General features: G+C 43.3%; 26 protein-coding genes. 22 read left to right on the top strand and 4 right to left on the bottom strand.

The genetic code is table 11. From position 1 onward, the window contains the following. Window positions 1-41 precede the first annotated feature (41 nt). From greB to E0D70_RS15480, 3 genes are read left to right on the top strand one after another with little or no spacing between them, the layout of a single operon-like run. Window positions 42-551 carry a transcription elongation factor GreB gene (greB, locus tag E0D70_RS15490; protein WP_133013184.1) on the top strand — a complete coding sequence of 170 codons (510 nt, stop codon included), beginning with the start codon at window positions 42-44 and terminating at the stop codon, window positions 549-551. Continuing rightward, window positions 548-1,411, top strand: coding sequence for a DUF72 domain-containing protein (locus E0D70_RS15485; protein WP_133013183.1), 864 nt, complete (start codon window positions 548-550; stop codon window positions 1,409-1,411). The genes greB and E0D70_RS15485 overlap by 4 nt, the downstream gene beginning before the upstream one ends. A gap of 39 nt (window positions 1,412-1,450) precedes the next feature. Next, window positions 1,451-1,759 carry a YqfO family protein gene (locus E0D70_RS15480; protein WP_133013182.1) on the top strand — a complete coding sequence of 103 codons (309 nt, stop codon included), beginning with the start codon at window positions 1,451-1,453 and terminating at the stop codon, window positions 1,757-1,759. Here E0D70_RS15480 and E0D70_RS15475 read toward each other — a convergent pair. The 3 genes from E0D70_RS15475 to E0D70_RS15465 form a co-directional block, all read right to left on the bottom strand. Then, a complete protein-coding gene (locus E0D70_RS15475; RefSeq protein ID WP_133013181.1) occupies window positions 1,740-2,285 on the bottom strand; it encodes an NUDIX hydrolase in 546 nt (181 codons plus the stop codon). The genes E0D70_RS15480 and E0D70_RS15475 overlap by 20 nt on opposite strands. A 10-nt stretch (window positions 2,286-2,295) precedes the next feature. Continuing rightward, window positions 2,296-3,552 (bottom strand): HlyC/CorC family transporter, encoded by a 1,257-nt coding sequence (locus tag E0D70_RS15470; protein WP_133013180.1) that lies wholly within the window; start codon window positions 3,550-3,552, stop codon window positions 2,296-2,298. Between the two features lie 82 nt (window positions 3,553-3,634). After that, the gene (locus E0D70_RS15465; RefSeq protein WP_133013179.1) at window positions 3,635-4,402 is read right to left on the bottom strand and encodes a cytochrome C assembly family protein; all 768 of its coding nucleotides are present in this window, start codon (window positions 4,400-4,402) and stop codon (window positions 3,635-3,637) included. Between the two features lie 131 nt (window positions 4,403-4,533). On the opposite strand from E0D70_RS15465, the gene ffh reads away from it, so the two are divergent. The 17 genes from ffh (at window position 4,534) to E0D70_RS15380 (ending at window position 22,457) form a co-directional block, all read left to right on the top strand. Continuing rightward, window positions 4,534-5,913 carry a signal recognition particle protein gene (gene ffh, locus E0D70_RS15460; RefSeq protein WP_133013178.1) on the top strand — a complete coding sequence of 460 codons (1,380 nt, stop codon included), beginning with the start codon at window positions 4,534-4,536 and terminating at the stop codon, window positions 5,911-5,913. A gap of 176 nt (window positions 5,914-6,089) precedes the next feature. Continuing rightward, window positions 6,090-6,338, top strand: a complete 249-nt coding sequence (gene rpsP / locus E0D70_RS15455) for a 30S ribosomal protein S16 (RefSeq protein WP_133013177.1) — start codon at window positions 6,090-6,092, stop codon at window positions 6,336-6,338. A 16-nt stretch (window positions 6,339-6,354) separates the two neighbouring features. Further along, window positions 6,355-6,900, top strand: a complete 546-nt coding sequence (gene rimM, locus E0D70_RS15450; protein WP_133013176.1) for a ribosome maturation factor RimM — start codon at window positions 6,355-6,357, stop codon at window positions 6,898-6,900. Between the two features lie 21 nt (window positions 6,901-6,921). Beyond that, window positions 6,922-7,674, top strand: coding sequence for a tRNA (guanosine(37)-N1)-methyltransferase TrmD (gene trmD / locus E0D70_RS15445; RefSeq protein ID WP_133013175.1), 753 nt, complete (start codon window positions 6,922-6,924; stop codon window positions 7,672-7,674). Between the two features lie 69 nt (window positions 7,675-7,743). Continuing rightward, the gene (gene rplS / locus E0D70_RS15440) at window positions 7,744-8,106 is read left to right on the top strand and encodes a 50S ribosomal protein L19 (protein WP_133013174.1); all 363 of its coding nucleotides are present in this window, start codon (window positions 7,744-7,746) and stop codon (window positions 8,104-8,106) included. A gap of 104 nt (window positions 8,107-8,210) precedes the next feature. Continuing rightward, on the top strand, window positions 8,211-8,930 hold the full coding sequence (locus tag E0D70_RS15435; protein ID WP_133013173.1) for a thioredoxin fold domain-containing protein: 720 nt from the start codon (window positions 8,211-8,213) through the stop codon (window positions 8,928-8,930). A 146-nt stretch (window positions 8,931-9,076) separates the two neighbouring features. Next, window positions 9,077-10,378, top strand: coding sequence for a homoserine dehydrogenase (locus E0D70_RS15430; RefSeq protein WP_133013172.1), 1,302 nt, complete (start codon window positions 9,077-9,079; stop codon window positions 10,376-10,378). Window positions 10,379-10,390: 12 nt separating this feature from the next. Next, a complete protein-coding gene (thrC, locus tag E0D70_RS15425; RefSeq protein ID WP_133013171.1) occupies window positions 10,391-11,776 on the top strand; it encodes a threonine synthase in 1,386 nt (461 codons plus the stop codon). Between the two features lie 87 nt (window positions 11,777-11,863). Next, entirely contained in the window at window positions 11,864-12,589 is a 726-nt protein-coding gene (locus tag E0D70_RS15420) for a 16S rRNA (uracil(1498)-N(3))-methyltransferase (protein ID WP_133013170.1), read from the top strand. A gap of 126 nt (window positions 12,590-12,715) precedes the next feature. Further along, the gene (locus E0D70_RS15415) at window positions 12,716-13,828 is read left to right on the top strand and encodes a GGDEF domain-containing protein (protein WP_165942918.1); all 1,113 of its coding nucleotides are present in this window, start codon (window positions 12,716-12,718) and stop codon (window positions 13,826-13,828) included. Window positions 13,829-13,931: 103 nt separating this feature from the next. Continuing rightward, complete coding sequence (gene recJ, locus E0D70_RS15410; protein WP_133013168.1) at window positions 13,932-15,668, top strand: single-stranded-DNA-specific exonuclease RecJ; 1,737 nt, start codon at window positions 13,932-13,934, stop codon at window positions 15,666-15,668. A 114-nt stretch (window positions 15,669-15,782) separates the two neighbouring features. Continuing rightward, entirely contained in the window at window positions 15,783-16,625 is an 843-nt protein-coding gene (gene folD, locus E0D70_RS15405; RefSeq protein ID WP_133013167.1) for a bifunctional methylenetetrahydrofolate dehydrogenase/methenyltetrahydrofolate cyclohydrolase FolD, read from the top strand. Between the two features lie 174 nt (window positions 16,626-16,799). After that, window positions 16,800-17,390 (top strand): UPF0149 family protein, encoded by a 591-nt coding sequence (locus E0D70_RS15400; protein ID WP_133013166.1) that lies wholly within the window; start codon window positions 16,800-16,802, stop codon window positions 17,388-17,390. A gap of 67 nt (window positions 17,391-17,457) precedes the next feature. Further along, on the top strand, window positions 17,458-18,765 hold the full coding sequence (locus E0D70_RS15395; protein WP_133013165.1) for an aminopeptidase P N-terminal domain-containing protein: 1,308 nt from the start codon (window positions 17,458-17,460) through the stop codon (window positions 18,763-18,765). A 39-nt stretch (window positions 18,766-18,804) separates the two neighbouring features. Then, on the top strand, window positions 18,805-20,010 hold the full coding sequence (locus E0D70_RS15390) for a UbiH/UbiF/VisC/COQ6 family ubiquinone biosynthesis hydroxylase (RefSeq protein ID WP_133013164.1): 1,206 nt from the start codon (window positions 18,805-18,807) through the stop codon (window positions 20,008-20,010). Between the two features lie 161 nt (window positions 20,011-20,171). Then, window positions 20,172-20,999: an HDOD domain-containing protein gene (locus E0D70_RS15385; protein WP_133013163.1), complete on the top strand. Its 828-nt coding sequence runs from the start codon at window positions 20,172-20,174 to the stop codon at window positions 20,997-20,999. A gap of 261 nt (window positions 21,000-21,260) precedes the next feature. Further along, window positions 21,261-22,457, top strand: a complete 1,197-nt coding sequence (locus E0D70_RS15380) for a class I SAM-dependent rRNA methyltransferase (protein WP_133013162.1) — start codon at window positions 21,261-21,263, stop codon at window positions 22,455-22,457. A 90-nt stretch (window positions 22,458-22,547) separates the two neighbouring features. Here the strand turns inward: E0D70_RS15380 and E0D70_RS15375 are convergent, their stop codons facing one another. Next, window positions 22,548-23,204 (bottom strand): histidinol-phosphatase, encoded by a 657-nt coding sequence (locus E0D70_RS15375; protein ID WP_133013161.1) that lies wholly within the window; start codon window positions 23,202-23,204, stop codon window positions 22,548-22,550. Window positions 23,205-23,339: 135 nt separating this feature from the next. Between E0D70_RS15375 and E0D70_RS15370 the strand changes: the two genes are divergently transcribed. After that, entirely contained in the window at window positions 23,340-23,843 is a 504-nt protein-coding gene (locus tag E0D70_RS15370; RefSeq protein WP_133013160.1) for an RNA pyrophosphohydrolase, read from the top strand. A 30-nt stretch (window positions 23,844-23,873) separates the two neighbouring features. Beyond that, window positions 23,874-26,162, top strand: a complete 2,289-nt coding sequence (ptsP, locus tag E0D70_RS15365) for a phosphoenolpyruvate--protein phosphotransferase (protein WP_133013159.1) — start codon at window positions 23,874-23,876, stop codon at window positions 26,160-26,162. Window positions 26,163-26,179: the final 17 nt, after the last annotated feature.

The raw sequence follows: 26,179 nt of genomic DNA, 5'->3' as shown, positions 1-26,179 counted from the left end.
CGGCATTTTTATTTTAATTATTGTAAAAATAGGTTGTTTTAATGAGTCGGTATCGTCCTCCATCTGCTCCAAAATCCGCGTATATTACCCAAGAGGGCGCTCAAGTACTGTTAGCAGAGCTTAAGTATTTATGGAAGGAAAAACGTCCAGCGGTAACGGAAACGGTTCGCGAAGCCGCGGCCCAAGGGGATCGCTCAGAAAATGCTGAATACATTTATGGAAAAAAGCAGTTGCGTGAAATAGATAGTCGCGTACGTTATTTAGAAAAACGTCTTGATGTATGTACCGTGGTCGATCGTTTCCCTGCAGACCAATCAAGGGTGTTTTTTGGGGCTTGGGTGACGCTTGAGGATGACGCTGGGGTATTAAAAGAATATCGCATTGTTGGTGCGGATGAGCTGGATCATAACTCTGCTTATATCAGTATTGATTCACCTGTAGCGCGGGCGCTACTGAAAAAAGAAGAGGGGGACGAAGTGGCTATCCATCTGGCGGCAGGTGAGAAAACTTATTTGATTGATGCGATAGAGTACCGCGCACCGTCTCCATGAAAATTTATTATGGCATGGCGCAATGGCAGCATCCGGCTTGGATTAATTGGTTGTATCCATCTTCCTTGCCGGCTGGCGAGCGAATTTCACGTTATTCACAAGTGTTTTCAACGGTTGAGGTTGGTAGTACTTTTTATACAAAGGTTGAGCAGGCGCAGTTGCAGCGTTGGTACGAAGCTGTCCCTGATGGTTTTCGTTTTGCATTCAAAGCGCCGCAGACTGTGACTCATCGGTTATTGGATCGATCTTGGAAAGAGGTCGTCGAAGACTGGCGTGTGTTTATGGCGTCATTAGCGCCTTTGTTACCTAAGCTTGGGCCAACCATGCTGCAGTTCCCAGCAACATGCGATGAGCGCTTATTGGAGCGTATTATGTTGCTGTGTGATTTGTGGGTGTTGCCATCGCCTTTGGCTGTAGAGACACGGCATCTGGCGTATTTTGATAAGACGGGATATGAATCGTTATTTTTAAAAGGCCTGGCAGATAAAGGAGTGAACCGAGTGATAATGGATTCGCGGCCTGTCTTTTCCACAGAGGCTTATTGTGACAGCTTGGTGGATACACAAATGAAAAAACCAAGAGTACCTTGTCACCCAGTAGCTACTGGAGCTCATCCTGTAGTGCGTTTTATTGGTCATCCCGATGTGTCTCTTAATGATAAATGGCTGGATCAATGGGCGACTAAATTGAGCCAGTGGTTGTCATTAGGGTTAACTCCGAGTGTATTTGTTCACTCTTCAGATAATATTGCCGCACCAATGTTGGCGGCACAGCTGGATCAGAAAGTTCAAATGTTGTGTCATGGATATCAGGCTGTATTGTCACTTCCTAGCGCTCAGGAGCAAGTGAGCCTTTGGTAGGTTACTTGGAATCATCACGATAAAATGAGGGGTTAATTTATGTATTCTTTGGTGTTTTATGTGCCTGAAACTCATTTGGAGTCGGTGAAACAGGCTCTTTTTCTGGTTGGCGCAGGTTCGATTGGTGATTATAGTCAGTGTTGCTGGCAGATAAAGGGACAGGGGCAGTTCTGCCCTAATAATCAAGCGACGCCTTATATTGGAGAGCGAGGAATAGTAGAAAAAGTGGATGAGTATCGTGTTGAAATGGTATTGAAAGATGAGCTTAAAGAAGGCGTTACTTCGGCACTATTGGCAGCTCATCCTTATGAAGAAGCTGCCTATCACTTTATTCCTGTACAGAGTTGATAAGAATGGTGTCTTCGTGAAAGCCATATTGTCCAGTTTTGTGATCTTCGAGAAACAGCTCTAAAGTTTTACTCACACTGGTGAACGCAAGTTCGTCCCATGGAATATCCGATAATTCGAAGAGGGCGACTTCCGAGCTCTCTTCTGTTGCATGAAAATCATCTCTTTTTAAATCAGCCAAATAAAATAGATGTATCTGATTGATGTGTGGGATGCTAATCATGCTGAAAGCTTGCCTGCAAATTGCCTCAGATCCACTTTCTTCTAGTGTTTCTCTCAATGCACCTTCGCTGGTAGTTTCTTGGTTTTCCATGAAGCCAGCGGGCAGTGTCCAATAGCCAAATCTTGGCTCTATGTTTCGTCTACAGAGTAATAATCTGCCTTGATACATAGGGATGGTGCCGGTGATAAGGCGAGGATTATCATAATCAATGTATTCACAATTAGGACAAACCGCGCGTATTTTATCATCGCCGACTGGGATGGACATATTCACAGCGTGGCCGCATTGAGGACAATATCTCATGATGACTTCCTTAGTGTTTCAGCTGAAGTTTGGCGTATTTTACCACCTTGTCTTCGATCTCTTGGATCTCGATTAAGTAGTGGCCAACTGATAGGCCGATTTGATGCTCTGGAATGAATTCTAGTGTTTCGATAATCAAACCGTTCAGTGTTTTTGGGCCATCGGTTGGTAGGTGCCAATCAAGTGTTTTGTTTATATCTCGAATATGAGTGGAGCCTTCGATTCTAAATGTACCATCATCAAGTGGCTGGATTTCGTTCTCCTCCTCTTGTGTGGGTGGAGTGAACTCACCGACTATTTCTTCAAGTACATCTTCTAGTGCAGCAATACCCTGAACGTCGCCATACTCATCAACCACTATGCCCATTTGTTGGTGGTCTTTTTGGAAGTTGAGTAGCACTGTATTCAACGATGTACTTTCAGGAATGAAGTAAGGTTCTAGTGTTGCTTTTAATAGTGCGGCTTTGGATGGTGATGGTTCACGTAAAAATACGGCGGCGTGGCGAGCGTGCAAAATGCCGATCACTTTATTAATTTCGCCATTATAAACGGGCATCCGTGTATGACGACTTTGGCATATTTGTTCGATGATTTCTTCAATGGAGTCTTCGATGTCGATACCGACGACTTCATTTCTAGGGATCATAATGTCTTCTACAGAGACTTTTTCCAGATCTAAAATAGAGATCAGCATTTCTTGGTGAGCGGCAGGAATAAGGCCGCTAGCTTCATTAACAACGGTTCTTAATTCTTCTGAATCAAGTGTGTCGTGGCTTTTTTGAGAGGCGTGCACACCAATTAATCTTAATAATCCGTTTGAAAGGGTGTTAATAAGAAAGACAATTGGGTAAAAAATTCTTAACAGGATGGCGAGTATCCAAGAGGCGGGGAAGGCTATTTTCTCTGGATGAATCGCAGCTAATGTCTTTGGCGTAACTTCGGCAAAGATCAATACAATTACTGTAAGGGCAGCGGTTGCGATGGCAACACCAGCATCACCCCATATGCGCACAGCAATAATAGTGGCAATGGCCGACGCTAGAATATTGACAAAGTTATTGCCGATTAAAATAAGCCCCAAAAGCCGATCTGGGCGTTCGAGTAATTTACTGACACGAATGGCAGTTTTGTTTTTGTTTTTTACCAGATGCTTCAATCGGTATTTGTTGAGAGTCAACATGCCAGTTTCTGAGCTGGAAAAGAAAGCAGAAAGTATGATTAGGAAAGCCAGTACTCCGCCTAGAATACTTAAGGGAACATCGTTCAAAAAGGGTTTGCCTCAATAGTTTGGATAAACGGATTATTAGTGCTTACAAAGTCACTGTCAAACGACTTTCATGCATAATGAATTAATGTAACAAAATTTGTAAGGCTATCTGACTGCCAAAATAGGCTAGCATAAGTAAAAAGAAGCCACTAAGGGTGAGTTTAACTGCTAGTTGTCCGCGCCAGCCAGCAAAATGACGCCCCAGCAATAACCCCGCAAAAACAAGCCATGAAGCCATGGTGAAGAAGGTTTTGTGTACAAGGTGTTGAGCGAACATGTCTTCAATGAAGTAAAAGCCGGTGGCAATCGTTATTGTAAGTAAAATAAAGGCGGCCCAAATGAATTCGAACATCAAGCGTTCTAACACTTGTAGCGGCGGGACTCTTAATAGTTGTTTCAGACGGTGGTTTTTGAGTTGGTATTCTTGGATCGCTAGAAGTATGCCAATGCCGCATGCTGCAGTAAAAAGACTGTAAGCAACAGACGCAATGAGTATGTGGGCACTTGTTCCCCAAGAGTCACTGTGCAGCTGTTTTAGGTGCCATGGCTCAATGGCATTTAGCGCAATAATAATGGCAGTGAGTGGAAAGGCGATTGCAATAAGTAATGATAAATCTTTATTTCGGTTACTAAACCACAGAAGCGCGTTACCAATAACAGCGATTAATAGTCCAATTGTTAAAAAATTGAACCCGTTTCGATGAAATAAAAACTCACTCAAAGATAGGGTGTGTAAAACGATTGCAGCAGCCCCTAATAGCTGTGTTGAGCGAGCTTGAGGGCGAAAGTAATAAGCCAAACTAGCGACTAAGCAGGCAATACAAGCAAGCCAAAGCAATAATTGAGTCATGAAACTAAAGGATCCATAGAGTAAAGGTATAGGGTGATAAACATTTATCCGTTATAATAGGTTTAATTTCAACTTGGTTAAACCGTGAAAGTCGGTTTTTTTCCATATAGAACAAAAAATTTGAGGGCAATATGTTCGACAATTTATCGAATCGCTTAACTTCCTCGCTTGATCGTATTCGAGGTCGCGCTAAATTAACAGAAGACAATATTAAAGATGTGCTTCGCGAAGTGCGAATGGCGCTGCTCGAAGCCGATGTTGCGCTGCCTGTTGTAAAAGACTTTATCGATGCCGTTAAAGATCGTGCGGTAGGAACTGAAGTAACAAAGAGCCTCAGCCCTGGCCAAGTCTTCTTAAAAATTGTTAAGCAAGAACTTGAAAAAGTAATGGGCGAAGCGAACGACGGTTTGAACCTTCGTGTTGCTCGTCCTGCAATTATCTTGTTGGCTGGTCTTCAAGGGGCGGGTAAAACAACCTCTGCCGCTAAGCTTGCAAAATACCTTACGGAGCGCGAGAAGAAATCTGTTTCGGTTGTTAGTGCGGATGTATATCGCCCTGCTGCGATCAAACAGTTAGAAACACTTGCTGCTGAAGTTGGTGTTGACTTTATTCCTAGTGATCTTTCGCAGAAGCCGATCGATATCGTTAATAATGCGGTCGATTACGCTAAGAAAGCCCATAAAGATGTCTTGATTGTTGATACTGCAGGTCGTTTGGCTATTGATGACGCCATGATGGCTGAGATCAAGGCGCTTCATGCTGCGGTGAATCCAATCGAAACCTTGTTTGTTGTCGATGCGATGACAGGTCAGGATGCTGCTAATACCGCCAAGGCCTTTGGTGATGTATTGCCTTTGACTGGCGTGATATTGACCAAAACAGATGGTGATGCCCGTGGCGGTGCTGCACTTTCGGTTCGTCATATTACCGGTAAGCCGATCAAGTTTTTGGGTGTTGGTGAAAAAACCGACGCGCTAGAACCTTTCCACCCTGATCGTTTGGCTTCTCGTATTCTCGGTATGGGTGACATGCTTTCCTTAATAGAGGAAGCAGAGCAGAAAATTGATAAAGAAAAAGCCGAGAAGCTGGCTGGTAAACTAAAGAAAGGCAAAGGCTTTGATTTAGAAGATTTTAAAGAGCAGCTTCAGCAAATGAAAAACATGGGCGGTATGAGTTCCATGTTGGATAAGCTTCCCGGTATGGGGCAGCTAGGTAATATCCAAGATAAAGTGAACGATAAAATGTTTGTTCAGATGGAAGCCTTGATTAATTCGATGACGCCAGCGGAGCGTCGCAATCCTGATGTTATCAATGGTTCTCGTAAAAAACGTATTACTGTTGGCGCCGGCTTGCAGATTCAAGATTTAAATCGTCTTCTGAAGCAGCATAAGCAAATGCAGAAGATGATGAAGAAAATGTCCGCTAAAGGTGGAATGAAAAAGATGATGCGAGGTTTGGGTGGAATGATGCCTGGTGGTATGTCAGGCGGTGGTGGTTTCCCTAAACTTTAGTCATATCTTGTTTTTTTATTGACGGCAGTAAAAAAACTGCCGTTTTTAATGTGTGGGCGAGTAATTCGCCCTTTTGTTTTTCTAGTTAATCGACTAGAATATGCCGCCCTCTTGTAGTATGAGTCAAAAATCGACTCGGCAAGAGGCGTTTCGTTAAGCAATAAGGAACCAATAAGATGGTAACTATTCGTCTTTCTCGTGGTGGCTCTAAAAAGCGCCCATTCTATCATTTGAACGTGGCTGATAGCCGTCGTGCACGTGATGGTCGTTATATCGAGCGTTTGGGTTTCTTTAACCCTGTTGCTCGTGGTCAAGAAGAACGTTTGCGCATCGATTTAGATCGTGTAAACCATTGGGTTAGCCTAGGCGCTCAACTATCTGACCGTGCTGCGCAGCTTGTTAAAGATGCTGGCAAAAACGCTTAATAACTGAGGTAGTGCTATGTCTGAATTAAAACAAGCGGCCGCTCCTGAGCAAGCCCTTGTGGTTGGACGCATTACATCAGTTTATGGTGTTAAAGGGTGGGTGAAGTTATATTCACACACCGACCCAATGCAAGGGATCTTTGATTACAAGCATTGGTGGTTGAAAACTCCTAGTGGGTGGAAGACCGTTGAATTAAGCCAAGGGCGTCTGCAAGGTCGTGGTTTGGTAGCGTCAGTTAAGGGTTATACCGACAGAGATCTTGTAAAAGAGATTTGTGGTATGGACGTTTATATTGATTCGGCAGAACTACCAGAATTGGAAGAAGGTGATTATTACTGGAGCCAACTGGAAGGACTGAGGGTTATTACCAAAGAGGGTGTCCTCTTGGGGAAGGTTTCTCAGCTTATGGAAACCGGTGCGAATGATGTTGTTGTTGTCCGTGCTTGTGAAGGCAGTTTTGATCGTGAAGAACGTTTGATTCCTTATGCGCCAGGATCTTATGTTTTAGATATTAATCTAGAACAGCAGGAAATGGTCGTTGATTGGGATCCGGAATTTTGATCGTAAAACTGGAGTCATAAAGTGAAGGTCGGTGTAATATCGCTTTTTCCGGAGATGTTTCAAGCCATTACCCAATACGGTGTAACGGGCAGAGCCATTAAGTCTGGTCTGGTTTCGATGGATTTTATAAATCCGCGTGACTTTACTTATGACAGACATAAGACTGTGGATGATCGACCTTATGGTGGTGGTCCAGGGATGCTCATGAAAGTGCAGCCTCTCAAAGATGCGATTGCAAGTGCCAAATTATTGGTGCCCAACGCAAAAGTTATTTATCTATCCCCTCAAGGGCGTACGCTGACGCAAGAAGGTGTGCAACAGCTTGCTAAACAAGCAGAATTTATTCTGGTAGCAGGTCGTTATGAAGGCGTTGATGAACGTTTGATTCAATCTGAGATTGATGAAGAATGGTCCATTGGTGACTTTGTTCTAAGTGGTGGTGAGTTGCCGGCGATGGTGCTCATGGATGCCGTACTTCGTATGGTTCCTGGTGTGCTAGGAAAGCAGGCTTCTGCAGATGAGGATTCATTTGCTGATGGCTTGTTGGACTGTCCGCATTTCACTCGACCGGAAGTTTTGGATGATAAGTCCGTTCCTTCTGTACTGCTTAGTGGCAACCATGAGGCGATTAGACGCTGGCGATTAAAGCAAAAGCTCGGAAGAACTTTTCTACGCCGGCCAGACCTTCTGCAGAACCTTGAGTTGGACAGGGAACAGCAGTTGCTGTTAGAAGAGTTTATTCGCGAAACTGAAGATTCAACCTCGGCAGAGTAGGGATTGCGAGCTTGTCAGACAGAAGAACCTTCATGCTGACAAGAAACCATATCATTAGGAGTCACATCCATGAGTAATAAAACTAAACTGATTCAGCAGATTGAAGCTGAACAGATGACAAAAGAAATTCCAGTATTCGGTACTGGTGATACTGTTGTCGTTCAAGTTAAAGTTATAGAAGGTTCACGCGAGCGTCTACAGGCCTATGAAGGTGTTGTAATTGCTAAGCGTAACCGCGGTCTTAACTCAGCATTTACCGTTCGTAAAATTTCTAGCGGTATCGGTGTTGAGCGTGCATTTCAAACTTACAGCCCAATCGTTGAAAGTATTGAAGTGAAACGTCGCGGTGACGTGCGTCAGGCTAAAATCTATTACCTACGCGAGCGTTCTGGTAAATCAGCACGTATTAAAGAGAAATTGGCTAAACGTTAATTTTTCTGTGTTAAAAAAAGGCGACGCAAGTCGCCTTTTTTTATGGAACTTCCCCATAAGGTTGTGGCCTAATATTGATTAATCTTATTTATTTGAGGTATTCAATGAAGTGTCTTTTTCAACCCCTTTCTCGATTCGTAATGATGAGCTCATTACTCGCTTTATTTTCCACAACCACTCTAGCCGACAAAGCAGAAGTAAGCGCTTCTATAAAGCAAGCTTTACCCCAATATCAAATAGAAAATGTTGAGCTTCATTCAGGTTCCGGCCTATACACGGTTACCTTGAAAGACGGTCCTACTTTGCATGTAACGGCTAATGGTAAGTATTTTGTCGCTGGCGATATGTATCGTGTAGAAGGTACGGCGGTAGAGAATGAAAGCGAAAAAGCAAAACTCGCTAAAATTGAAACACTGCCAGCATCACAAATGATTGTTTTCAAAGCAGCAGACGAGAAAGCTCACATTACCGTTTTCACCGATGTAGATTGTGCTTATTGTCGGATGCTGCATAAAGAAGTTCCTAAGTTAAATGAGATGGGTATTACTGTTCGCTATCTAGCGTATCCTCGTGCTGGTATTGGTTCTGGTGTCTATAAAAAGATGGTCAGTGTTTGGTGTTCTGATGACCCTAAAGCTTGGCTGACGAAAGCAATGGAAGGTAATGATGTTCCTGAAAATACGTGCGTTAATCCCATTGCTGATGATTACAATTTAGGCAACTCTATTGGTGTTCGTGGCACGCCAAGTATTGTTTTAGGAAACGGTAAACTTATTCCTGGTTATTTGCCTGCGGATTCATTAGCAAAAGAATTGGGTTTATAGGGGAAACGCAAAATATTCCACTAAACATGAGCCTTGTTCAGGGTATTCTTCGTTGGGTTTAATTCACTCTAACGCTATAATGTCAGGGCTTAGGTGTTGCTATTAAACATCGTATAAAAATTAAATTATCTCTGTGGGGTGTTGCTTTGAAACCGGTAAAAGTCGGAATTTGTGGGCTGGGAACAGTAGGTTCTGGCAGTTTTAATATTCTGCGTAATAATGCAGAAGAAATTACACGACGAGTTGGCCGCAGTATTGTAGTTGAGCAAGTTGGTATGCGTCGTGATAACGACACATGTGATACCACCGGAGTGAACATTACCCGCGACATCTTTGATGTCGTAAATAACCCAGAGATTGATATTGTCCTTGAGCTTATTGGTGGCACATCCGTCGCTAAAGAGCTCGTGCTAACCGCCATCAAAAATGGCAAACATGTGGTAACTGCTAACAAAGCACTCATTGCAGAACACGGCAATGAAATATTCGCAAGAGCACAAGAAAAAGGCGTTATTGTTGCCTTTGAGGCTGCCGTTGCAGGCGGCATTCCTATTATCAAATCTCTTCGTGAAGGCTTATCCGCAAATCGTATTGAATGGTTGGCTGGTATCATTAATGGTACGGGCAACTTTATTCTGACTGAAATGAGTGAAAAAGGTCGGGATTTCGATGACGTGCTAAAAGAAGCTCAAGCGCTAGGTTATGCTGAAGCGGACCCTACTTTTGATGTAGAGGGCATTGATGCTGCTCATAAATTAACGATTTTGGCGTCTATTGCTTTTGGTATTCCTCTGCAATTTGAAAAAACTTATACAGAAGGCATCAGTCGAATTACCTCTGAAGACGTCGCTTTTGCCCGCGATCTAGGCTATGCCATTAAACATTTAGGCATTGCGAATCGTACTAAGCATGGCATTGAATTGCGTGTGCATCCGACCTTGATTTCTAACAAGCAATTATTGGCCAATGTAAACGGTGTAATGAATGCGGTCATGGTAAAAGGTGACGCGGTCGGGCCGACGTTGACTTATGGTGCTGGTGCTGGCGCGATGCCAACGGGCTCATCAGTTGTGGCTGATGTAATTGATGTGGCGCGTACTTTGACGGCAGATCCTACCAATAGAGTGCCGCATTTGGCGTTCCAAGCGGACGCTTTGTCCGATGTGAATATTCTGCCGATTGAAGAAATTGTATGTGGTTTCTTCCTTAACATGACGATCCAAGATCGTGCTGGTGTATTAGCAAATATTACTCAGATCTTATCGAAAAATGGCATCAGTATTGAGTCTTTGATTCAGCGCGAGCGTGAAGGCAGTGACCTTGTGCCACTTGTAGTGATGACTCATGACGTGAAAGAGCGCTCTATGAATGCGGCGATCGCTGAAATTGAGGCCTTGCCAGATGTCGCGGGTACTGTGCAACGTATTCGTGTTGAAACATTGGCTTAAGGAGAGAGAACAATGAAATATATTTCTACTCGAGGTAAAGCGCCAACGTTGTCTTTTGGTGACGTGCTATTAGCTGGTTTGGCGAATGATGGCGGTTTGTATGTGCCAGAAACCTTACCTCATTACAGTAAAGAAGAGATCGCTTCTTGGGCAAATCTTAGTTATCAAGAACTTGCGTTTAAGATAATGTGGCCTTTTGTTGAAGGTGATATTCCGGCGGATGCGTTTAAAAACATGATTGATGATGCTTATGCAAGTTTCAATCATGTGTCTGTTGCACCTATGGTTCAAGTTGGTAATAACGAATGGATACTTGAGTTATTCCGTGGACCAACCCTAGCGTTTAAAGACTTTGCACTACAGCTGCTGGGTCGTTTAATGGACTATGTGCTATCCGAACGCAAAGAAAAGCTGGTTATTCTTGGTGCGACATCAGGCGATACTGGCTCGGCAGCCATTGAAGGTTGTCGCCACTCTGAGCATTTAGATATTTTCATCTTACATCCTTTTGAGCGTGTGTCAGAAGTACAGCGTCGTCAAATGACGACAGTGATTGACGACAACGTTTTCAATATCGCGGTGAAAGGCAATTTTGATGATTGCCAAGGGATGGTGAAGTCCAGCTTTGCAGATCAGTCTTTCTTGAAAGGCGCCAAGCTAGGCGCAGTAAACTCGATTAACTGGGCGCGTATCATGGCTCAAATCGTTTACTACTTCTCTTCTGCTTTGTCTGTTGGTGCGCCGCATCGTAAAGTATCTTTCTCTGTTCCTACGGGTAACTTTGGTGATATTTTCGCAGGCTATCTTGCTAAGAAAATGGGCTTGCCGATTGATCAGCTTGTCGTGGCGACTAACCAAAATGACATCTTGCATCGTGTGATTGCAGAAAATGACATGAGTCGTCAATCTCTAAACGTGACCTTGTCTCCAAGTATGGACATCATGGTATCGAGTAATTTTGAACGCTTGTTATTTGATGCTCATGGTCGTGATGGCGCTGCGATTGATGATTTGATGGCGCGTTTTAATAACGGCGATGTGTCACTTAATGACCAAGCTTGGTCATTTGTGAAAGACAACTTTGATAGCTACAAAGTGGATGATAAGAAGACCTGTGAAGTGATTGCGGATGTATTTGCTTCGACTCAGTACCTTCTTGATCCTCATACGGCGATTGGTTTGGAAGCGTCGCGTCAGTGCTGGAAAGACAAATCCGTGCCTATGATTACCTTGGCAACAGCGCACCCGGTGAAATTCCCCGAAGCGGTTGAAAAGGCCGGTTGTCAGACTCCAAGTTTGCCTGAGCACATGAAAGATCTTTTCGAGCGTGAAGAGTCTTATGCAGTGTTAGACAATAGCTTAGACGAGGTTCAATCCTTTGTGGCTGAACGCATCTAACAAAGCGATGACGAGTTAACGATACAGAAAGCCGCTCCTCTATGAGGGGCGGCTTTTTTCTTTTACCTTTTCTGCTAGTCTTTTTCTATGAATTTATTGTTACTTGATCCTCAAAATGAACAAGGTGGCGGACATTATTCGCTCTCTGAACGCCAACAGCTGCATGTAACAAAGGTCATCAAAGCCGTCACTGGCGATGTCTTGCGTGTTGGCTTGTTAAATGGTGACATTGGAGAGGGTATTTATCAGGCACCAGAAGGTGAAAATCCCGGGCAGATTCATTCATTGATCTTGTCTTCTGCACCGCCGGCAGCGTTACCCATGGTGTTGGTCATGGCGTTACCTAGACCTAATATGCTCAAACGCACCTTGCAAAACATCAGTGCGATGGGAGTGAAGGAAATCTATTTGATTCACTCTGCTAAGGTGGAAAAAAGCTATTGGCAGAGTCCGGTTCTGCAGCATGATTCGATCCAGCAGTCTTTGTTGGAAGGGTTGGAGCAGGCGAAAGACACTATTATGCCTGTTTGTCACATGATTCCTCGTTTTCGCCCCTTTGTAGAAGATCAGCTGCCTGCAATTGTTGCAGGTAAGAGAGGTCTGCTTGCTCATCCTTACCATGCAGAGGCTTGTCCTGTGGCGATTAAAGAGTCCTGCGTTTTAGCGCTGGGGCCAGAAGGTGGTTGGAACGAATTTGAAGTCGAAAAATGGCTTGAAGCGGGCATGGAGTCGGTTCATTTAGGTGATCGTATTTTGCGCGTTGAGACCGTGGTGCCAGTGTTGTTGTCTCGTCTTTATCCAGCTGGTTGTTAAATAGGCATAGCGGCTAAATTTTATAATAAACAGGTAGGCAATAATGATACTCTGTGTCGTTTCGTCTATCTTAATAGGTGAATGCATACGTTCGAACAATGTTTAACAAGGCAGAGGAAGGGAATAATGGGGGACTTTAATGGTGCTAACCAGCCTGATTCTCAACATAATGATAATAAAAGCTTAAAGGTTTTTATCCGTTACGTATTTTATTTCGGTGTGTCAGGGCAAAACTTTTCAGAGCAGGCGCGTCGGATACTGATTGTAAATTTATTTTCAATTGTAGGTATTATTTTTACTCTTCCGCTGGGTATCGTTGCCTTATCTAGAGGGAATATACAGCTTGCTGCTGTGTTACTTGTTTCTGCGACGCTGTTTTTTGCCAATCAGTTTTATTTAAGAGCGACTCATAATTACAAAGTGTCGGGCTCTATTATTATTTACCCACTTTATTTTCTTATGCTTTATCTGGTATTTAGCGGGGGTGTGAGTGGTACTGGCTATGTGTGGATTTTTTGTGTTCCTTCTGTTTCTTTATTTATTCAAGGAATGAAACGAGGGTTGTTTGAAGTAAGTGTCTTTACTCTTTTCCTCATTTTAATTCTCTATTTCTCTTCTGAAATCGCTACTTTTTCATTTCAGTATGAAGAGCATTTGAAGTTCAGAATAGTTGCCTCATTTTTTGTTGTTGTTTTTCTTTCTAGTATTTATGAGTACTCAATGTCTCGTTTTAATGACGAGTTACAAATGGCATCTAAAAAACTTAAAGAAGTGGCTGAAACAGATTTATTGACCGGATTGCTAAATCGGAGGGGGATGTTACAGCGTTTAGACGTGTTTAAATCGTATCGTTTGTATTTGATTTTGATTGATGTGGATTATTTTAAAAAGGTTAATGATCTTCATGGGCATGATTGTGGTGACTTTGTATTAAGTGAACTATCTAGGTTGATAAAGAAAACATTACCTAACAGTAGTTTGTCTTCACGTTGGGGTGGAGAGGAGTTTTTACTTGCCATCAATGAAGACTCATCAGAGCGAGTTTTAGAGCTAGTAGAAAGTATACGGAAGTCCATAGAGGGGCATGATTTTCTTTACGATAAGAAGAGTCTCCATATAACCGCTAGTTTTGGTGTCGCAGAATTAAGTGAAAAAAAACCTCTAGATATTGCTCTAAAGGTAGCCGATAGACGGCTTTATGAAGCAAAGGAAGGCGGGAGAAACCAAGTATGTTTCTAGCTTTAATAGGCTATGGGAATAGCTGTTTTACCAAAATCGGCTGTATAAATTGTGCTATTCTAATTAGCTAATCTGTAAGCCCTTTAAGATTCTGAGTAACGATATGCACATAGAACGTCGGTCATTCCATACGGATAACGAACAAGTTTCAGCGCAATTTTCAGCAGAGATGCCGTTGAGTTTACAGCGTATTTTTTTAGCGCGAGGTGTGAATTCTAAGCACGAATTGGATTATCGGCTTCCTTTGTTATTACGTCCCGACCCTCTTTTTGGGCTTCAAGCCGCCGCGAATATTCTGGCTGACGCTATTGTTGCAGAACAAAAAATCCTGATAGTTGGGGATTTTGATGCCGATGGAGCGACTAGTACGAGCTTGGGGATTCTTGCATTAGAAGCCATGGGAGCAGTTTCTCCTGATTACTTGGTGCCTAACCGTTTTGAATTTGGCTATGGCCTAACGCCCGAAATAGTCGAAGTGGCAAAGGAGAAATCCCCAGATGTGTTGGTCACGGTGGACAATGGTATTGCCAGCTTAGACGGCGTTCGAGCGGCGAAATTCTACGGCATGAAAGTAGTGGTGACAGACCATCACTTGCCTGGGGACGAGTTACCTGAGGCGGATGCGATTGTTAACCCTAACCATCCTGAGTGTGGTTTTAGTAGTAAGAACTTGGCCGGTGTTGGGGTGATTTTTTATGTTATGAGCGCATTGCGTGCTGAATTGAAGCGTCGTAATTGGTTCGAAGAGCAGCATATACCTGAGCCAAAAATGGCGGAGTATTTAGATTTAGTGGCGTTAGGGACCGTTGCTGATGTGGTGTCTTTAGATGCCAATAATCGAATTTTGGTGCAGCAGGGTATCAAGCGTATTCAAGCTGGCCAGGCTCGCCCTGGTATTCTAGCGTTGCTGGAAGTTGGGCGACGAGATTATACGCGGTTAAAAGCCTCAGATCTTGGTTTTGTCGTAGGGCCTAGGCTAAATGCAGCAGGTCGATTAGATGATATGTCAGTGGGTATTGAATGTTTGTTAGCGGTTCACCCGCATCAGGCACAACGCTATGCGCAGCAATTAGATCAATTTAATCGAGAGCGTAAAGCGATTGAGTCAGACATGAAAGATCAGGCCGAAGAGGTGCTATCGACTCTATTGGATGACGATCAAGAAATGCCTAATGGTATGTGTTTTTATGATCCCGATTGGCACCAAGGCGTGATTGGGATTCTAGCTTCTCGTATGAAAGAAAAATGCCATCGTCCAGTGATCGCTTTTGCTCGTGTTGGAGAAAATGAACTGAAAGGCTCCGCGCGCTCTATTGCTGGGGTCCATATTCGTGATGCATTAGATTTGTTAGCAAAGCGCTATCCACAACTATTAAGTAAGTTTGGTGGCCATGCTATGGCGGCTGGCATGAGTATTAAAGAGTCTCATTACGATGCGTTTCGTTTAGCGTTTGATGCCATTATTAGTGAGTGGGTAACGCCAGATCAGCTTAAGGCTACCATTTGGACAGATGGGCCTTTAGCTGCTGAAGATTTCAGTCTAAGCTTTGCTGAACAAGTTCGCTTATCTGGGCCTTGGGGGCAATCTTTTCCTGAACCTTGTTTTGATGGTGTGTTCGATGTATTGCAGCAACGCCTAGTGGGCGAGAAGCATCTGAAATTGATGGTGAGAGAACCGCAAAGTGGTTTATTGCTTGACGCGATTTGCTTTTTTGTCGATTTGGAAAAATGGCCAAATGAATCTTGCGCGAAAATTCGTCTAGTTTACAAGCTTGATATTAATGAATTTAGAGGTCAGAAAAACCTTCAGTTAATGGTCGATTATTTAGAGCCAGCTTAGCCTTAAAGACTGTTTTTCTTGAATTAAACACCATGAGGGCGCCTATCTATTATTAACTTAGGTTACAATAGCCCTCCCTCAATCCACGACATTATTTAATGCAGGAGTCCATCCATGACTGCACAGGTTCTTGACGGCAAGCTTTGCGCCAAAGACACTGAAACCCGCCTTCAAGCTCAAGTCGCTGAGTTAAAACAGCGCACTGGCGGAACCCCCATTCTAGCAACCATTCTTGTCGGTGCTGATCCAGCGTCAGCAACCTATGTCAAAATGAAAGGCAACGCCTGTCGTCGTGTTGGTATGGATTCTATGGCGATTGAATTGCCAGATACCACGACCACAGAAGAGTTGTTAAGCACCATTAATGACTTAAATAGCAATCCAGATGTTCATGGCATTTTGTTACAACATCCGGTGCCTGCTCAGATTGATGAGCGTCTTTGTTTTGATGCTATTGAAGCGCGTAAAGACGTAGATGGTGTGACCTGTCTTGGATTTGGCCGCATGGCTATGCAAGAACCTGCTTATGGTGCAGCGACACCTGCTGGCATTATGCGTCTATTAGAAGCGTATGATGTGGCTTTAGAAGGCAAGCATGTTGTCGTCGTTGGTCGTAGCCCAATTTTGGGTAAACCGATGGCTATGATGATGCTTAATGCCAATGCGACCGTGACGATTTGTCATTCTCGTACGCAAAATCTTCCTGATCTGATTAAGCAAGCAGATGTGATTGTGGGTGCCGTTGGTAAGCCAGAATTTATTAAAGCTGAATGGATCAAGGATGGCGCTGTCGTTGTTGATGCGGGTTATCATCCTGGTGGCGTTGGTGATATAGAATTGGCTCCATTAGTTGACCGTGTTGCCGCTTACACGCCAGTTCCTGGTGGCGTTGGCCCAATGACCATCAACACCTTGATTTTGCAAACGCTTGAATCTGGCCTTAAGCAGCTTAGCTAAGTCTTAGCCTTGAAAGCGGTTTCACACTGCCCCATATAGTATGTATTAGGTAGACAGTGTTGCGATTGATAAGAAGCCGTGCCGTTAGGTGCGGCTTCTTGCTTTGCAGCATTAAGCCGCGTTTTTATGGCTTCCCATTATTTAGACAACACAATAGAAATAGGTAGACACTCCATGTCCACAGAAATGTTAAAAGATGCGCTTGATTTTGATTTAATTGCTGATGTATTTGTATCCGAATCTATTAGTGCATCGCCTGCTGAACTGCATGGTCAGCTTTGTGGTTATTTGTCTGCAGGTGTCGCGTTGCCGTTAGAAGATTGGCTAACCATGGTCGCTGAGTTTTGCGATATTACCAGTTGGAAAGAGGACGCAAGTCGTGCAGCTATTGTTGAATTATACACAGCAACGTTAACCTTATTGCAAAATGGCGAATATGCGCTTGTACCTTGCATTTCAGATGAAGATGCCGAGCTTTGTGAGCGCGGAATGACATTATCCCAATGGGCTCATGGCTTTTTAGCAGGTTATGGGTTGTCTGGGCAGAAAAAAGATCTGACGGATGAGACTAAACAAGTACTAAGAGATTTTGCCAACATTTCTGCCATGCAAGCTGATATGCGAGCATTGGAGGACAATAACGACAACGAAGTGGACCTCACGGAATTAGTTGAGTACGTTCGTTTGTCTGCAATGATGTTGTACTCAGAGCATTATGACGTTAAGCCTAATGTTGACCATACCAAGAAAGCCTCATTGCATTAATGATTATGTCCAACTCAGCTGTCATCGCTGTGTTGGTTGTCACCACCCACTATAAGAGAGAGCGTGCATGAAAATCGAAAGTCAAACTTACCAAGCTCGACGTGAGCGTTTGATTCAGTCTTTGCCTGAAAATACCGTTGCTATTATTCGTACAGGTGATCTTTGCACGCGTAACAATGATTGTGAGTATGAGTTTCGACCGAATAGTAACTTCTTTTATTTAACGGGTTTTCCTGAGCCAAGTGCCTATGCCTTAATTAATGGCAACGGCGATACTATTTTGGTTACCTTACCGAAAGATCCAGAGAAAGAGCAGTGGGATGGTTTTCGTTATGGTGTTGAGGGGGCCGTGAATACATTTGGTGTTTGTGACGCGGTACCATTAGATGAGCTTGATAACGCTGCGATATTTTTGCTAGACGGGGCACAAAATGTCGCTTTTCCTTTTGGCGATGAAAAACTTCGCCAACAAGTATTAGTGTGGCGAGATAATCTCACAGCACGAGCGCGTGCTGGCGCGGTAGCGCCAACGCAGTTGATGGATTTGTCTCCGGCTATTGCCGAGATGCGTTTGCGCAAAGATGAAGAAGAAATTGCGCTAATGGAAAAAGCAGCGCAAATCAGCGTCGAAGCACATAAGCAAGCAATGTTAGCAGTGCGTCCAGGCATGAAAGAATATGAACTGGAAGCTGAACTAAATTATGTGTTTATGAAATCGGGCTCGCGTCAGCCTGCGTATAACAACATTGTTGCCTCAGGCAGCAATGCCTGTGTTCTTCATTATATCAAAAATGATGAAACCATTGATGATGGTGACTTAGTGCTTATCGATGCCGGTGCAGAGTTTGGTTGTTATGCTGGTGATATAACGCGAACTTTTCCAGCCAATGGCAAATTCACTGAGCCACAAGCTGCTCTCTACCAAGTGGTATTAGACTCACATACGGCAGGTTTACAAGAATTAAAAGTGGGTGCGCCTTATGAGGCGTGCCATAACGTTGCTGTACGTATTTTGACTCAAGGTTTGGTATCGCTAGGATTATTGACAGGAAATGTTGATACTCTGATCGAAAGCAAAGCGTATCGAGATTTTTATATGCACAATACCGGTCATTGGCTTGGCTTAGACGTTCATGATTGTGGGACATATCGAGTGAATGGAGAGTCTCGTCCGCTTGAATCAGGCATGGTGTTAACCATAGAGCCTGGTTTATACGTGTCTCTAGATAATGAATCGGTCGATGAGAAGTGGCGTGGTATTGGTATTCGTATTGAGGATGATGTTTTAATTCGCAACGATGGCCCTTATATTTTAACCCATGGCCTGCCAAGAGAAATTGATGAAATTGAAGCTTTTATGGCTCAAAATCATTAAAAATTGTTTAACCTAAGGTTAGTGGTTGGGGATAAGTAAATGGCAAAGCAATACGATTTGATCATAGTGGGTGCCGGTATGGTGGGGTCTTTAGCGGCATTGTTGCTGGCAGATTCGTCATTACGGATTGCGCTTGTTGATAAGCACAGTGGCGACTATGTATTGTCGACACCCCCGAGTTATGATGCGCGTGTTAGTGCCATTTCCTGTCAATCTAAAGCGTTGTTAGAGTCTGCTGGCGCGTGGCAGAAAATCCCCAAAGAAAGACTTGCTGTCTATAACAATATGGTCGTTTGGGATGGATTAGGTGAAGGCTATATCGACTTCAATGCACGTAAAACCAACTTGCCGGAACTAGGGCACCTTGTCGAGAATGCCGTGCTTTGTGATAGCTTGATGGCGGAGATGAGACTGTCCTCTAATATTGATTTGTATCTTGCTGATGAGCTAGAAACTCATGAGTTGAGTGAATCTGGAGTGAAGGCTACTTTGCTCTCAGGTCAACAGCTAGAAGCGCAAGCAATTATTGCCGCCGATGGCGCATTATCAAAATTACGAACTCATAACGCTTTTGATACGATCGAATGGGACTATGGGCATCATGCTATTGTCTCAACTATTGAGGTGGATAAGGAGCATGAAAATACCGCATGGCAAAGCTTTGGTGAAGAAGGCATTTTGGCCTTTTTACCATTGCCCAGCGTTGATGATCGTCATTTTGTGTCAATCGTGTGGTCGGTTCCGCCTAAAGACGCAGAGCAATTGATGATGCTAGATGATCAGGCTTTTTGTGAGCGACTTGGTTATGCCATTAGTCATCGCTTTACTGTGCTTGATATTACCACAAAAAGGCAATCTATACCCCTTCGTCAGCGTCATGCTAAACAGTATGTCAAATCAGGAATTGCTTTAATCGGCGATGCGGCTCATACCATTCACCCTTTGGCTGGCCAAGGTGCTAATTTGGGCTTTGGGGATGTCAAAGCCTTGGTTGATGTATTGGCGAAAGCGCATCGACGCGGAGAGTCTCTTGGTGCGAGTAAGGTGTTGCGTCGCTATCAACGAGCTCGCATGTTAGACAATATTGCCATGGCCGCAGGGATGGAAGGCTTTAAGCGATTGTTTGGCTCACAGCAACCTCTGCTTGTACAACTTCGTAATAGTGGTATGGCGCATTTTCATCAGAGCACTCAACTGAAAGAAAAACTGGTAGCCAGAGCGGCCGGTTTGTCTTCATTTTCTTAATTTTACTCATTAATTATAGTCGTTAGTGTTTAACTAGAAAATTATAATATTGCTTGGATTTCAGTAATAAGTGCGTAATGCTAGGCCTAGTGTTGTGTATTTTATTATTACAGTCCTATTCTCAAGGCATCAATTTTTAATAGGGCTTAAGGCAGCGACTTATGCAAGTACAAGATTTATTAAAGCACACTGATAAGCTTCCTAATGTTCCTGATGTTGTCAGGGAGTTAATCGTTCTGTTGAACGACCCTAACGCAAATTATTTCGATATTTCTAAAAAAGTTGCTCATGATCAGACGATGTCATTAAAAGTATTGCGCGTTGTTAACTCTGCTTACTTTGGATTGTCTAGGAAAGTGTACTCTATTGATGAAGCCACAGTTATTTTAGGGTTGAATAAATTAAAAACATTAGTCATAGCCTCTGGTTTTGCTAACTCTGTAAAAAGTGTTGAAGGTATTGATTTAAAAGAGTTTTGGCGAGACTCTTTTCGAGTTGCACTCCTTGCTCAATGGTTAGGAAAACGAACGGATGCTGTGGATGCAGAAGAGGCTTTTACGGCTGGGATTGTTCATAATCTAGGTCGTTTGTTACTGCACCTAACTGAGCCAAATATCGCGCAAGAAATACAAGTGTTGGTGAAAACTCAATACATCAGCCGCACCAAGGCAGAAATGGATAAACTTACTTTTACAACACAAGACGCTAGTAAAGCGTTAATGGATTTATGGAAATTTCCTCCTGAATTAGGAGAAGCTGTGAGGCTTCATAAACGACCATTTAGCGAGGAAAATCCGCAACCACTGGCGTGTATTTTGAATCTAGCCTGTTACTTAAATGCTTGTATTAGAGATGAGCGTGATGAAATGCTCGTTGTCGATGGTTTCCCTAAAACCGTATCTAAGGCGGCAGGATTGCCTGAAAAAATTATTTATGAGCTTGGTGAGGCGCTTTTATTAGAAGATGATCTGGACCAGTTGTTAGCATAAAGTATTTTCTTTCCTGTATGGTTGCCCTTCGATGAGTCTCAAAGGTTGAAGTGATGTCGCTTTAGTCTTTGAGCTTTCCTGCTAGTATTTTAATTTCCAACATTCTAATTTCAAAACTTATCACTTATCACTTATTACTTTTAAGTAAGTTGTCAGCGGCGCGGTCTAAATCAAGACAAATAATTCAACGAACACTTAATTAATAGCAATTGAGTGTGTAGCATTTATAATAGGTTTTTTTAAAATCACTGGGTGAAGAAATTGAGCGTTATTCGACTAAAAGGGCAAGCTGATCGACGTCTACGAGCGGGTCATCAATGGATCTACAGCAATGAAGTAGATACTAATAAGACACCATTAAAACAGTTTACTCCAGGCGATCAGGTTGTTGTTGAAACGGCGCAAGGGAAGCCCATTGGTATTGCGATGATTAATCCTAACACTTTGATCTGCGGGCGTTTGGTAAGCCGCAGTGTTGATGGTGTTATGAATAAGTCAACGTTGGTTCATCGTCTTAAAATTGCTTTGTCATTACGTGAAATTGCCTATAAAGGGCCTTATTACCGTTTAGTATTTGGTGATTCAGATGGATTGTCAGGTCTAGTTGTAGATCGTTTCGGCGATATATTAGTGGTGCAGATTTCTACTGCAGGAATGGAGCGTTTGAAAAGCGAAATCATTGAAGCTTTGCAAGATGTGATCAAACCAACCGCTATATTAATGAAAAATGATGGCAAAATGCGCCAAATCGAAGGGCTAGAAACATACGTTGAAGAAGCGTTTGGTACAGTGCCTGAATTGGTTTTCTTGCAAGAAAATGATGTGCTTTTTCAAGCGCCTGTCTGGGATGGTCAAAAAACGGGTTGGTTTTATGATCATCGTGAAAACCGCAAAACCATGCAAAATTACTGCGATGGCAAGCGCGTTCTTGATGTTTTCTCTTATATTGGTGGTTGGGGTGTTCAAGCCGCGGCCGCTGGTGCGACGGATGTTACCTTTATTGATGCATCTGAAAGCGCTTTAAGCCATGTGGACGCAAACCTTAAATTGAACCAGTACGAAGGTGGTTCTGAACTTATGCACGGCGATGCATTTGAAGCGATGCAGTCTTTGATTGAAGAAAAACAGCGTTTTGATGTGGTTGTCATGGATCCACCAGCTTTTATCGCTCGTCGTAAAGACATTAAAGCAGGAGAAGGTGCGTATCATCGAGCGAATCAGCTGGCTATGCGCTTGGTCGCTAAAGGCGGCATTTTAGTCTCGGGTTCCTGCTCTATGCACTTAGAAACAAGTCGATTACATGACATAGTGCGCAGTAACAGCCGTCAGTTAGAGCGTTTTTCTCAATTGATCTATCGTGGTACGCAAGCGCCAGATCATCCGGTTCATCCAGCGATTGAAGAAACGGAATATTTGAAAGCATTGTTCTACCGAATCCATAACAATATGGGTCTGTAGCGCCGCGTTATTGGTATGTTTTGAATGAAAAAAGCCTCTTTACTTCAAAAAGTAAAGAGGCTTTTTATATGGAACATAGAGGGTTATCGACTAGTCTCGTAGTGAAATATGAGGCCAGCCGCGTTCCTTGGCAATTTCAGTCAGTGTTGGGTCAGCGTCAACAGCAACAGGGTGAGTAACGAGTTCTAAAAGTGGTAAGTCGTTACGAGAGTCACTGTAGAAGTAGCTGCCTTCCATCGAATGTCCTGTCTCGGCTAGCCAGTCATTTAAGCGAGTGACCTTGCCTTCTTGGAAGCTTGGAACGCCGACGGTTTTTCCTGTGTAGCGATTATTAATAATCTCAGGAATGGGTGCGATGATGTGATCCATACCCAGTGCATCTGCGATGGGCCCTGTGACAAATTGATTGGTCGCCGTGATCATGAGTAAGAAATGACCCTGGTCTTTATGATGCTTCAGCAATGCCTTTGCTTTATCTTGCATCATAGGCGCGACTTTTTCAGCCATGAAGGTGTTGTGTAGTTTTATTAGCTCTTCATTATTGAATAAAGTAAGCGGCGCTAAACTAAACGCCATGTATTCATAAATATCTAAGGTGCCAGATTGGTATTGTTCAAAGAAGCGATCATTGGCTTCTTTATAGGCTTGTGTGTCCACCAATCCTTTTTCTACTAAAAATTCTCCCCAAGCGTAATCACTGTCACCGCTTAATAAGGTGCCATCTAAATCAAATATTGCGAGCGTCACAAGCAGTCCTTAGTTCATTTAATGTATACAAAGTATAACGATGAGAGCGACAAATAACACCTGTCTTAATTGTGCCAGAAGGCGAAATATGGAACAATGAAAATAATTTATTCTTATGTTAAAAGGTGATAGCTCGTGATTGATGCAGACGGATATAGGCCGAATGTGGGCATCATACTGATGAACGAGCGTGGCCAACTTCTTTGGGCAAGGCGTGTGGGACAAAATGCATGGCAATTTCCCCAAGGCGGTATTAAACCTGATGAAACTCCTGAAGATGCTTTGTATAGAGAATTGAAGGAAGAAGTGGGGTTGGAACCTCATCAGGTAGAAATCGTGGGGAAAACCCGAGGATGGTTACGTTACCGACTTCCCAAACGCATGTTAAGACATAACAGCAAGCCTTTGTGTATCGGGCAAAAACAGAAGTGGTTTTTGCTGTCCATTCGTTGTGCAGATGCTTGTGTGTGCGTGGATTCAACAGATTGCCCTGAGTTTGATGGTTGGAGATGGGTGAGTTATTGGTACCCGCTTGGCCAGGTTGTGGCGTTTAAGAAGGATGTTTATCGCCGCGCATTAAAAGAACTGATTCCAAATGCACACCGAAAATTAGAACACATAATAAAAGCGACTCTTTAAATTTATATTACTTAGGGTGTAAGGAGAACAATGCTAAGTTTGCTCAGACGTATTACTCAAGAAGTGACTGCAGCGCAGTCTTTGCCTGTCGCGTTGGACATTATTGTTCGTCGTGTGCGAAGAGCTATGCGAGCAGAAGTCTGTTCTATTTACTTAGTAGACCCTAATACAAGTGAATACGTTTTGATGGCGACGCGTGGCTTAAACGCAGGTGTTGCCGGAAGTGCTAGTTTAAAGTCTGATGAAGGGCTTGTTAGTTTAGTCGGTCGACGTGCTGAGCCTGTAAATTTGGAAGATGCCCATATTCATCCCTCGTTCCATTATCTTAATGGCACGGGAGAAGAACGGTATCGTTCATTTTTGGGTGTTCCTATTATCCATCATCGGCAAGTGTTGGGTGTATTGGTTGTTCAGCATGAAGATAAGCGTCGTTTTGATGAAGGTGAAGAAGCTTTTCTCATTACACTTTCTGCGCAGCTAGCGGGTGTTATTGCTCATGCGGAAGCAACGGGTGCAATGACGAGTCTTAGTGTGAACTCTGTTCAAGTCGGCTCAGATTTTCGTTACAAAGGGGTGTCTGGCAGTTCAGGTGTTGCACTTGGTCGTGGCGTCGTGGTCTATCCGCTGGCGGATTTAGATGTTATTCCAGATCGTGTCATTACTGATAGCGCTTCTGAAATTATAGATTTTCATCAAGCGCTTGAAGCCGTCCGAGACGATATTCGGCGAGCAAGTGACCGACTTAGTCAGCATTTATCGACCGATGAAAAGGCTTTATTTGATGTCTATCTGAAAATTCTGAATGATAACTCGCTGGTTGTTGAGGTCGAGAAGAAGATTAAGAAAGGTAATTGGGCGCAAGGTGCAATTAGAAAAGTTATTCAAGCCCATATCGCTCATTTTAATAAAATGGACGACCCTTACTTACGAGAACGGGCCACTGATATTCGTGATTTAGGTCGCCGAATTCTTTCTCATCTTCAAGAAAAAGCCCCTAATTTAGCTGAACGCTTTAGCGAACCCGGTATTGTCATTGGTGAAGAGTTAACGGCTTCTATGCTAGGTGAAATTCCTATTGATAAAATCAAGGGCCTAGTCTCTGTAATGGGTTCGAGTAATTCCCATGTTGCCATTTTGGCTCGTGCTATGGGAATTCCTACGGTAATGGGGGCGCTAGATTTACCTTATGCGCAATTAGACAAAGTCGATTTAATTGTTGATGGTTACTTAGGACAAGTATTTACTTACCCTTCTGAAAGCTTAACGCAAAATTATAAACAGATTGTTGATGAAGAGCGTCAGTTAGAAGAAGAGTACGAAACACTTAGAGATCTTCCCTGTGAAACAACAGATGGTTATCGTTTATCCTTGTTTGTAAATACGGGTTTAACCGCGGATATCGCTCGTTCATTGGATCGAGGTGCAGAAGGTATTGGTCTTTACCGTACAGAAGTGCCTTTTATGGTGCGGGACCGTTTTCCAACAGAAGCAGAGCAAGAGTATATATATCGCCAGCAACTTGAAGGTTTTGCACCAGCTCCTGTGACAGTGCGAACTCTAGATATTGGTGGTGATAAAGCGTTACCATATTTTCCTATTGCTGAGGCCAATCCATTTCTTGGCTGGCGTGGTATCCGAGTTACGCTTGATCACTTAGAAATTTTTATGGCGCAGATTCGAGCGATGATCAAAGCCAGTGCCGGTCTTCATAATCTAAAAATTATGTTACCAATGATTTCAAATGTCGCAGAAGTAGAAGATGCCTTAGCGTTAATTCGCCGCGCCTATGCTGAGGTAAAAGAAGAAGGTTATGATGTAAAAATGCCTCAAGTTGGTGTGATGATAGAAATTCCAGCCGCGGTTTATCAAGTGAAAGAACTGGCTGCGCTGGTGGACTTTATGTCTGTTGGTAGTAATGACTTAACGCAATATCTGCTGGCTGTGGATCGTAATAATCCTCGTGTTGCTGATTTATACAATTGTTTCCATCCTTCCGTTTTACGTGCTTTGCATTCTATTGTAAAACAAGTGAAAAACGAGGGGATAAACCTCAGTGTCTGTGGTGAAATGGCAGGCGATCCAATGGGGGCTATTATTCTTATGGCGATGGGTTACGATGTTTTGTCTATGAGCTCTACCAGCTTACCCAAAGTGAAGGCTGTGATTCGAAATATCTCGATGGAACAGGCTCAAAATATGTTAGATCAAGTGATCCATTTAGCGCATGCCGATGCTGTAACACAAACAATGACTAGGTTAATGCGTGAAGCAAATATTGAACGTTTAGTTCGTCCTTCCAAAACGACAACAGTGAATTAAAATCCGCCTCAGAGGTT

It is taken from the genome of Marinomonas flavescens, assembly GCF_004352835.1.
Lineage (GTDB): Bacteria > Pseudomonadota > Gammaproteobacteria > Pseudomonadales > Marinomonadaceae > Marinomonas > Marinomonas flavescens.
This window is presented reverse-complemented; position numbering and strand designations above follow the sequence as displayed.

What these genes read in the sequence shown, in the direction of transcription:
- greB (WP_133013184.1), top strand. Translation starts at nt 42, where the DNA reads ATGAGTCGGTATCGTCCTCCATCTGCTCCAAAATCCGCGTATATTACC.
- E0D70_RS15485 (WP_133013183.1), top strand. Translation starts at nt 548, where the DNA reads ATGAAAATTTATTATGGCATGGCGCAATGGCAGCATCCGGCTTGGATT.
- E0D70_RS15480 (WP_133013182.1), top strand. Translation starts at nt 1,451, where the DNA reads ATGTATTCTTTGGTGTTTTATGTGCCTGAAACTCATTTGGAGTCGGTG.
- E0D70_RS15475 (WP_133013181.1), bottom strand. Translation starts at nt 2,285, where the DNA reads ATGAGATATTGTCCTCAATGCGGCCACGCTGTGAATATGTCCATCCCA.
- E0D70_RS15465 (WP_133013179.1), bottom strand. Translation starts at nt 4,402, where the DNA reads ATGACTCAATTATTGCTTTGGCTTGCTTGTATTGCCTGCTTAGTCGCT.
- ffh (WP_133013178.1), top strand. Translation starts at nt 4,534, where the DNA reads ATGTTCGACAATTTATCGAATCGCTTAACTTCCTCGCTTGATCGTATT.
- rpsP (WP_133013177.1), top strand. Translation starts at nt 6,090, where the DNA reads ATGGTAACTATTCGTCTTTCTCGTGGTGGCTCTAAAAAGCGCCCATTC.
- rimM (WP_133013176.1), top strand. Translation starts at nt 6,355, where the DNA reads ATGTCTGAATTAAAACAAGCGGCCGCTCCTGAGCAAGCCCTTGTGGTT.
- rplS (WP_133013174.1), top strand. Translation starts at nt 7,744, where the DNA reads ATGAGTAATAAAACTAAACTGATTCAGCAGATTGAAGCTGAACAGATG.
- E0D70_RS15435 (WP_133013173.1), top strand. Translation starts at nt 8,211, where the DNA reads ATGAAGTGTCTTTTTCAACCCCTTTCTCGATTCGTAATGATGAGCTCA.
- thrC (WP_133013171.1), top strand. Translation starts at nt 10,391, where the DNA reads ATGAAATATATTTCTACTCGAGGTAAAGCGCCAACGTTGTCTTTTGGT.
- E0D70_RS15420 (WP_133013170.1), top strand. Translation starts at nt 11,864, where the DNA reads ATGAATTTATTGTTACTTGATCCTCAAAATGAACAAGGTGGCGGACAT.
- E0D70_RS15415 (WP_165942918.1), top strand. Translation starts at nt 12,716, where the DNA reads ATGGGGGACTTTAATGGTGCTAACCAGCCTGATTCTCAACATAATGAT.
- recJ (WP_133013168.1), top strand. Translation starts at nt 13,932, where the DNA reads ATGCACATAGAACGTCGGTCATTCCATACGGATAACGAACAAGTTTCA.
- folD (WP_133013167.1), top strand. Translation starts at nt 15,783, where the DNA reads ATGACTGCACAGGTTCTTGACGGCAAGCTTTGCGCCAAAGACACTGAA.
- E0D70_RS15400 (WP_133013166.1), top strand. Translation starts at nt 16,800, where the DNA reads ATGTCCACAGAAATGTTAAAAGATGCGCTTGATTTTGATTTAATTGCT.
- E0D70_RS15395 (WP_133013165.1), top strand. Translation starts at nt 17,458, where the DNA reads ATGAAAATCGAAAGTCAAACTTACCAAGCTCGACGTGAGCGTTTGATT.
- E0D70_RS15390 (WP_133013164.1), top strand. Translation starts at nt 18,805, where the DNA reads ATGGCAAAGCAATACGATTTGATCATAGTGGGTGCCGGTATGGTGGGG.
- E0D70_RS15385 (WP_133013163.1), top strand. Translation starts at nt 20,172, where the DNA reads ATGCAAGTACAAGATTTATTAAAGCACACTGATAAGCTTCCTAATGTT.
- ptsP (WP_133013159.1), top strand. Translation starts at nt 23,874, where the DNA reads ATGCTAAGTTTGCTCAGACGTATTACTCAAGAAGTGACTGCAGCGCAG.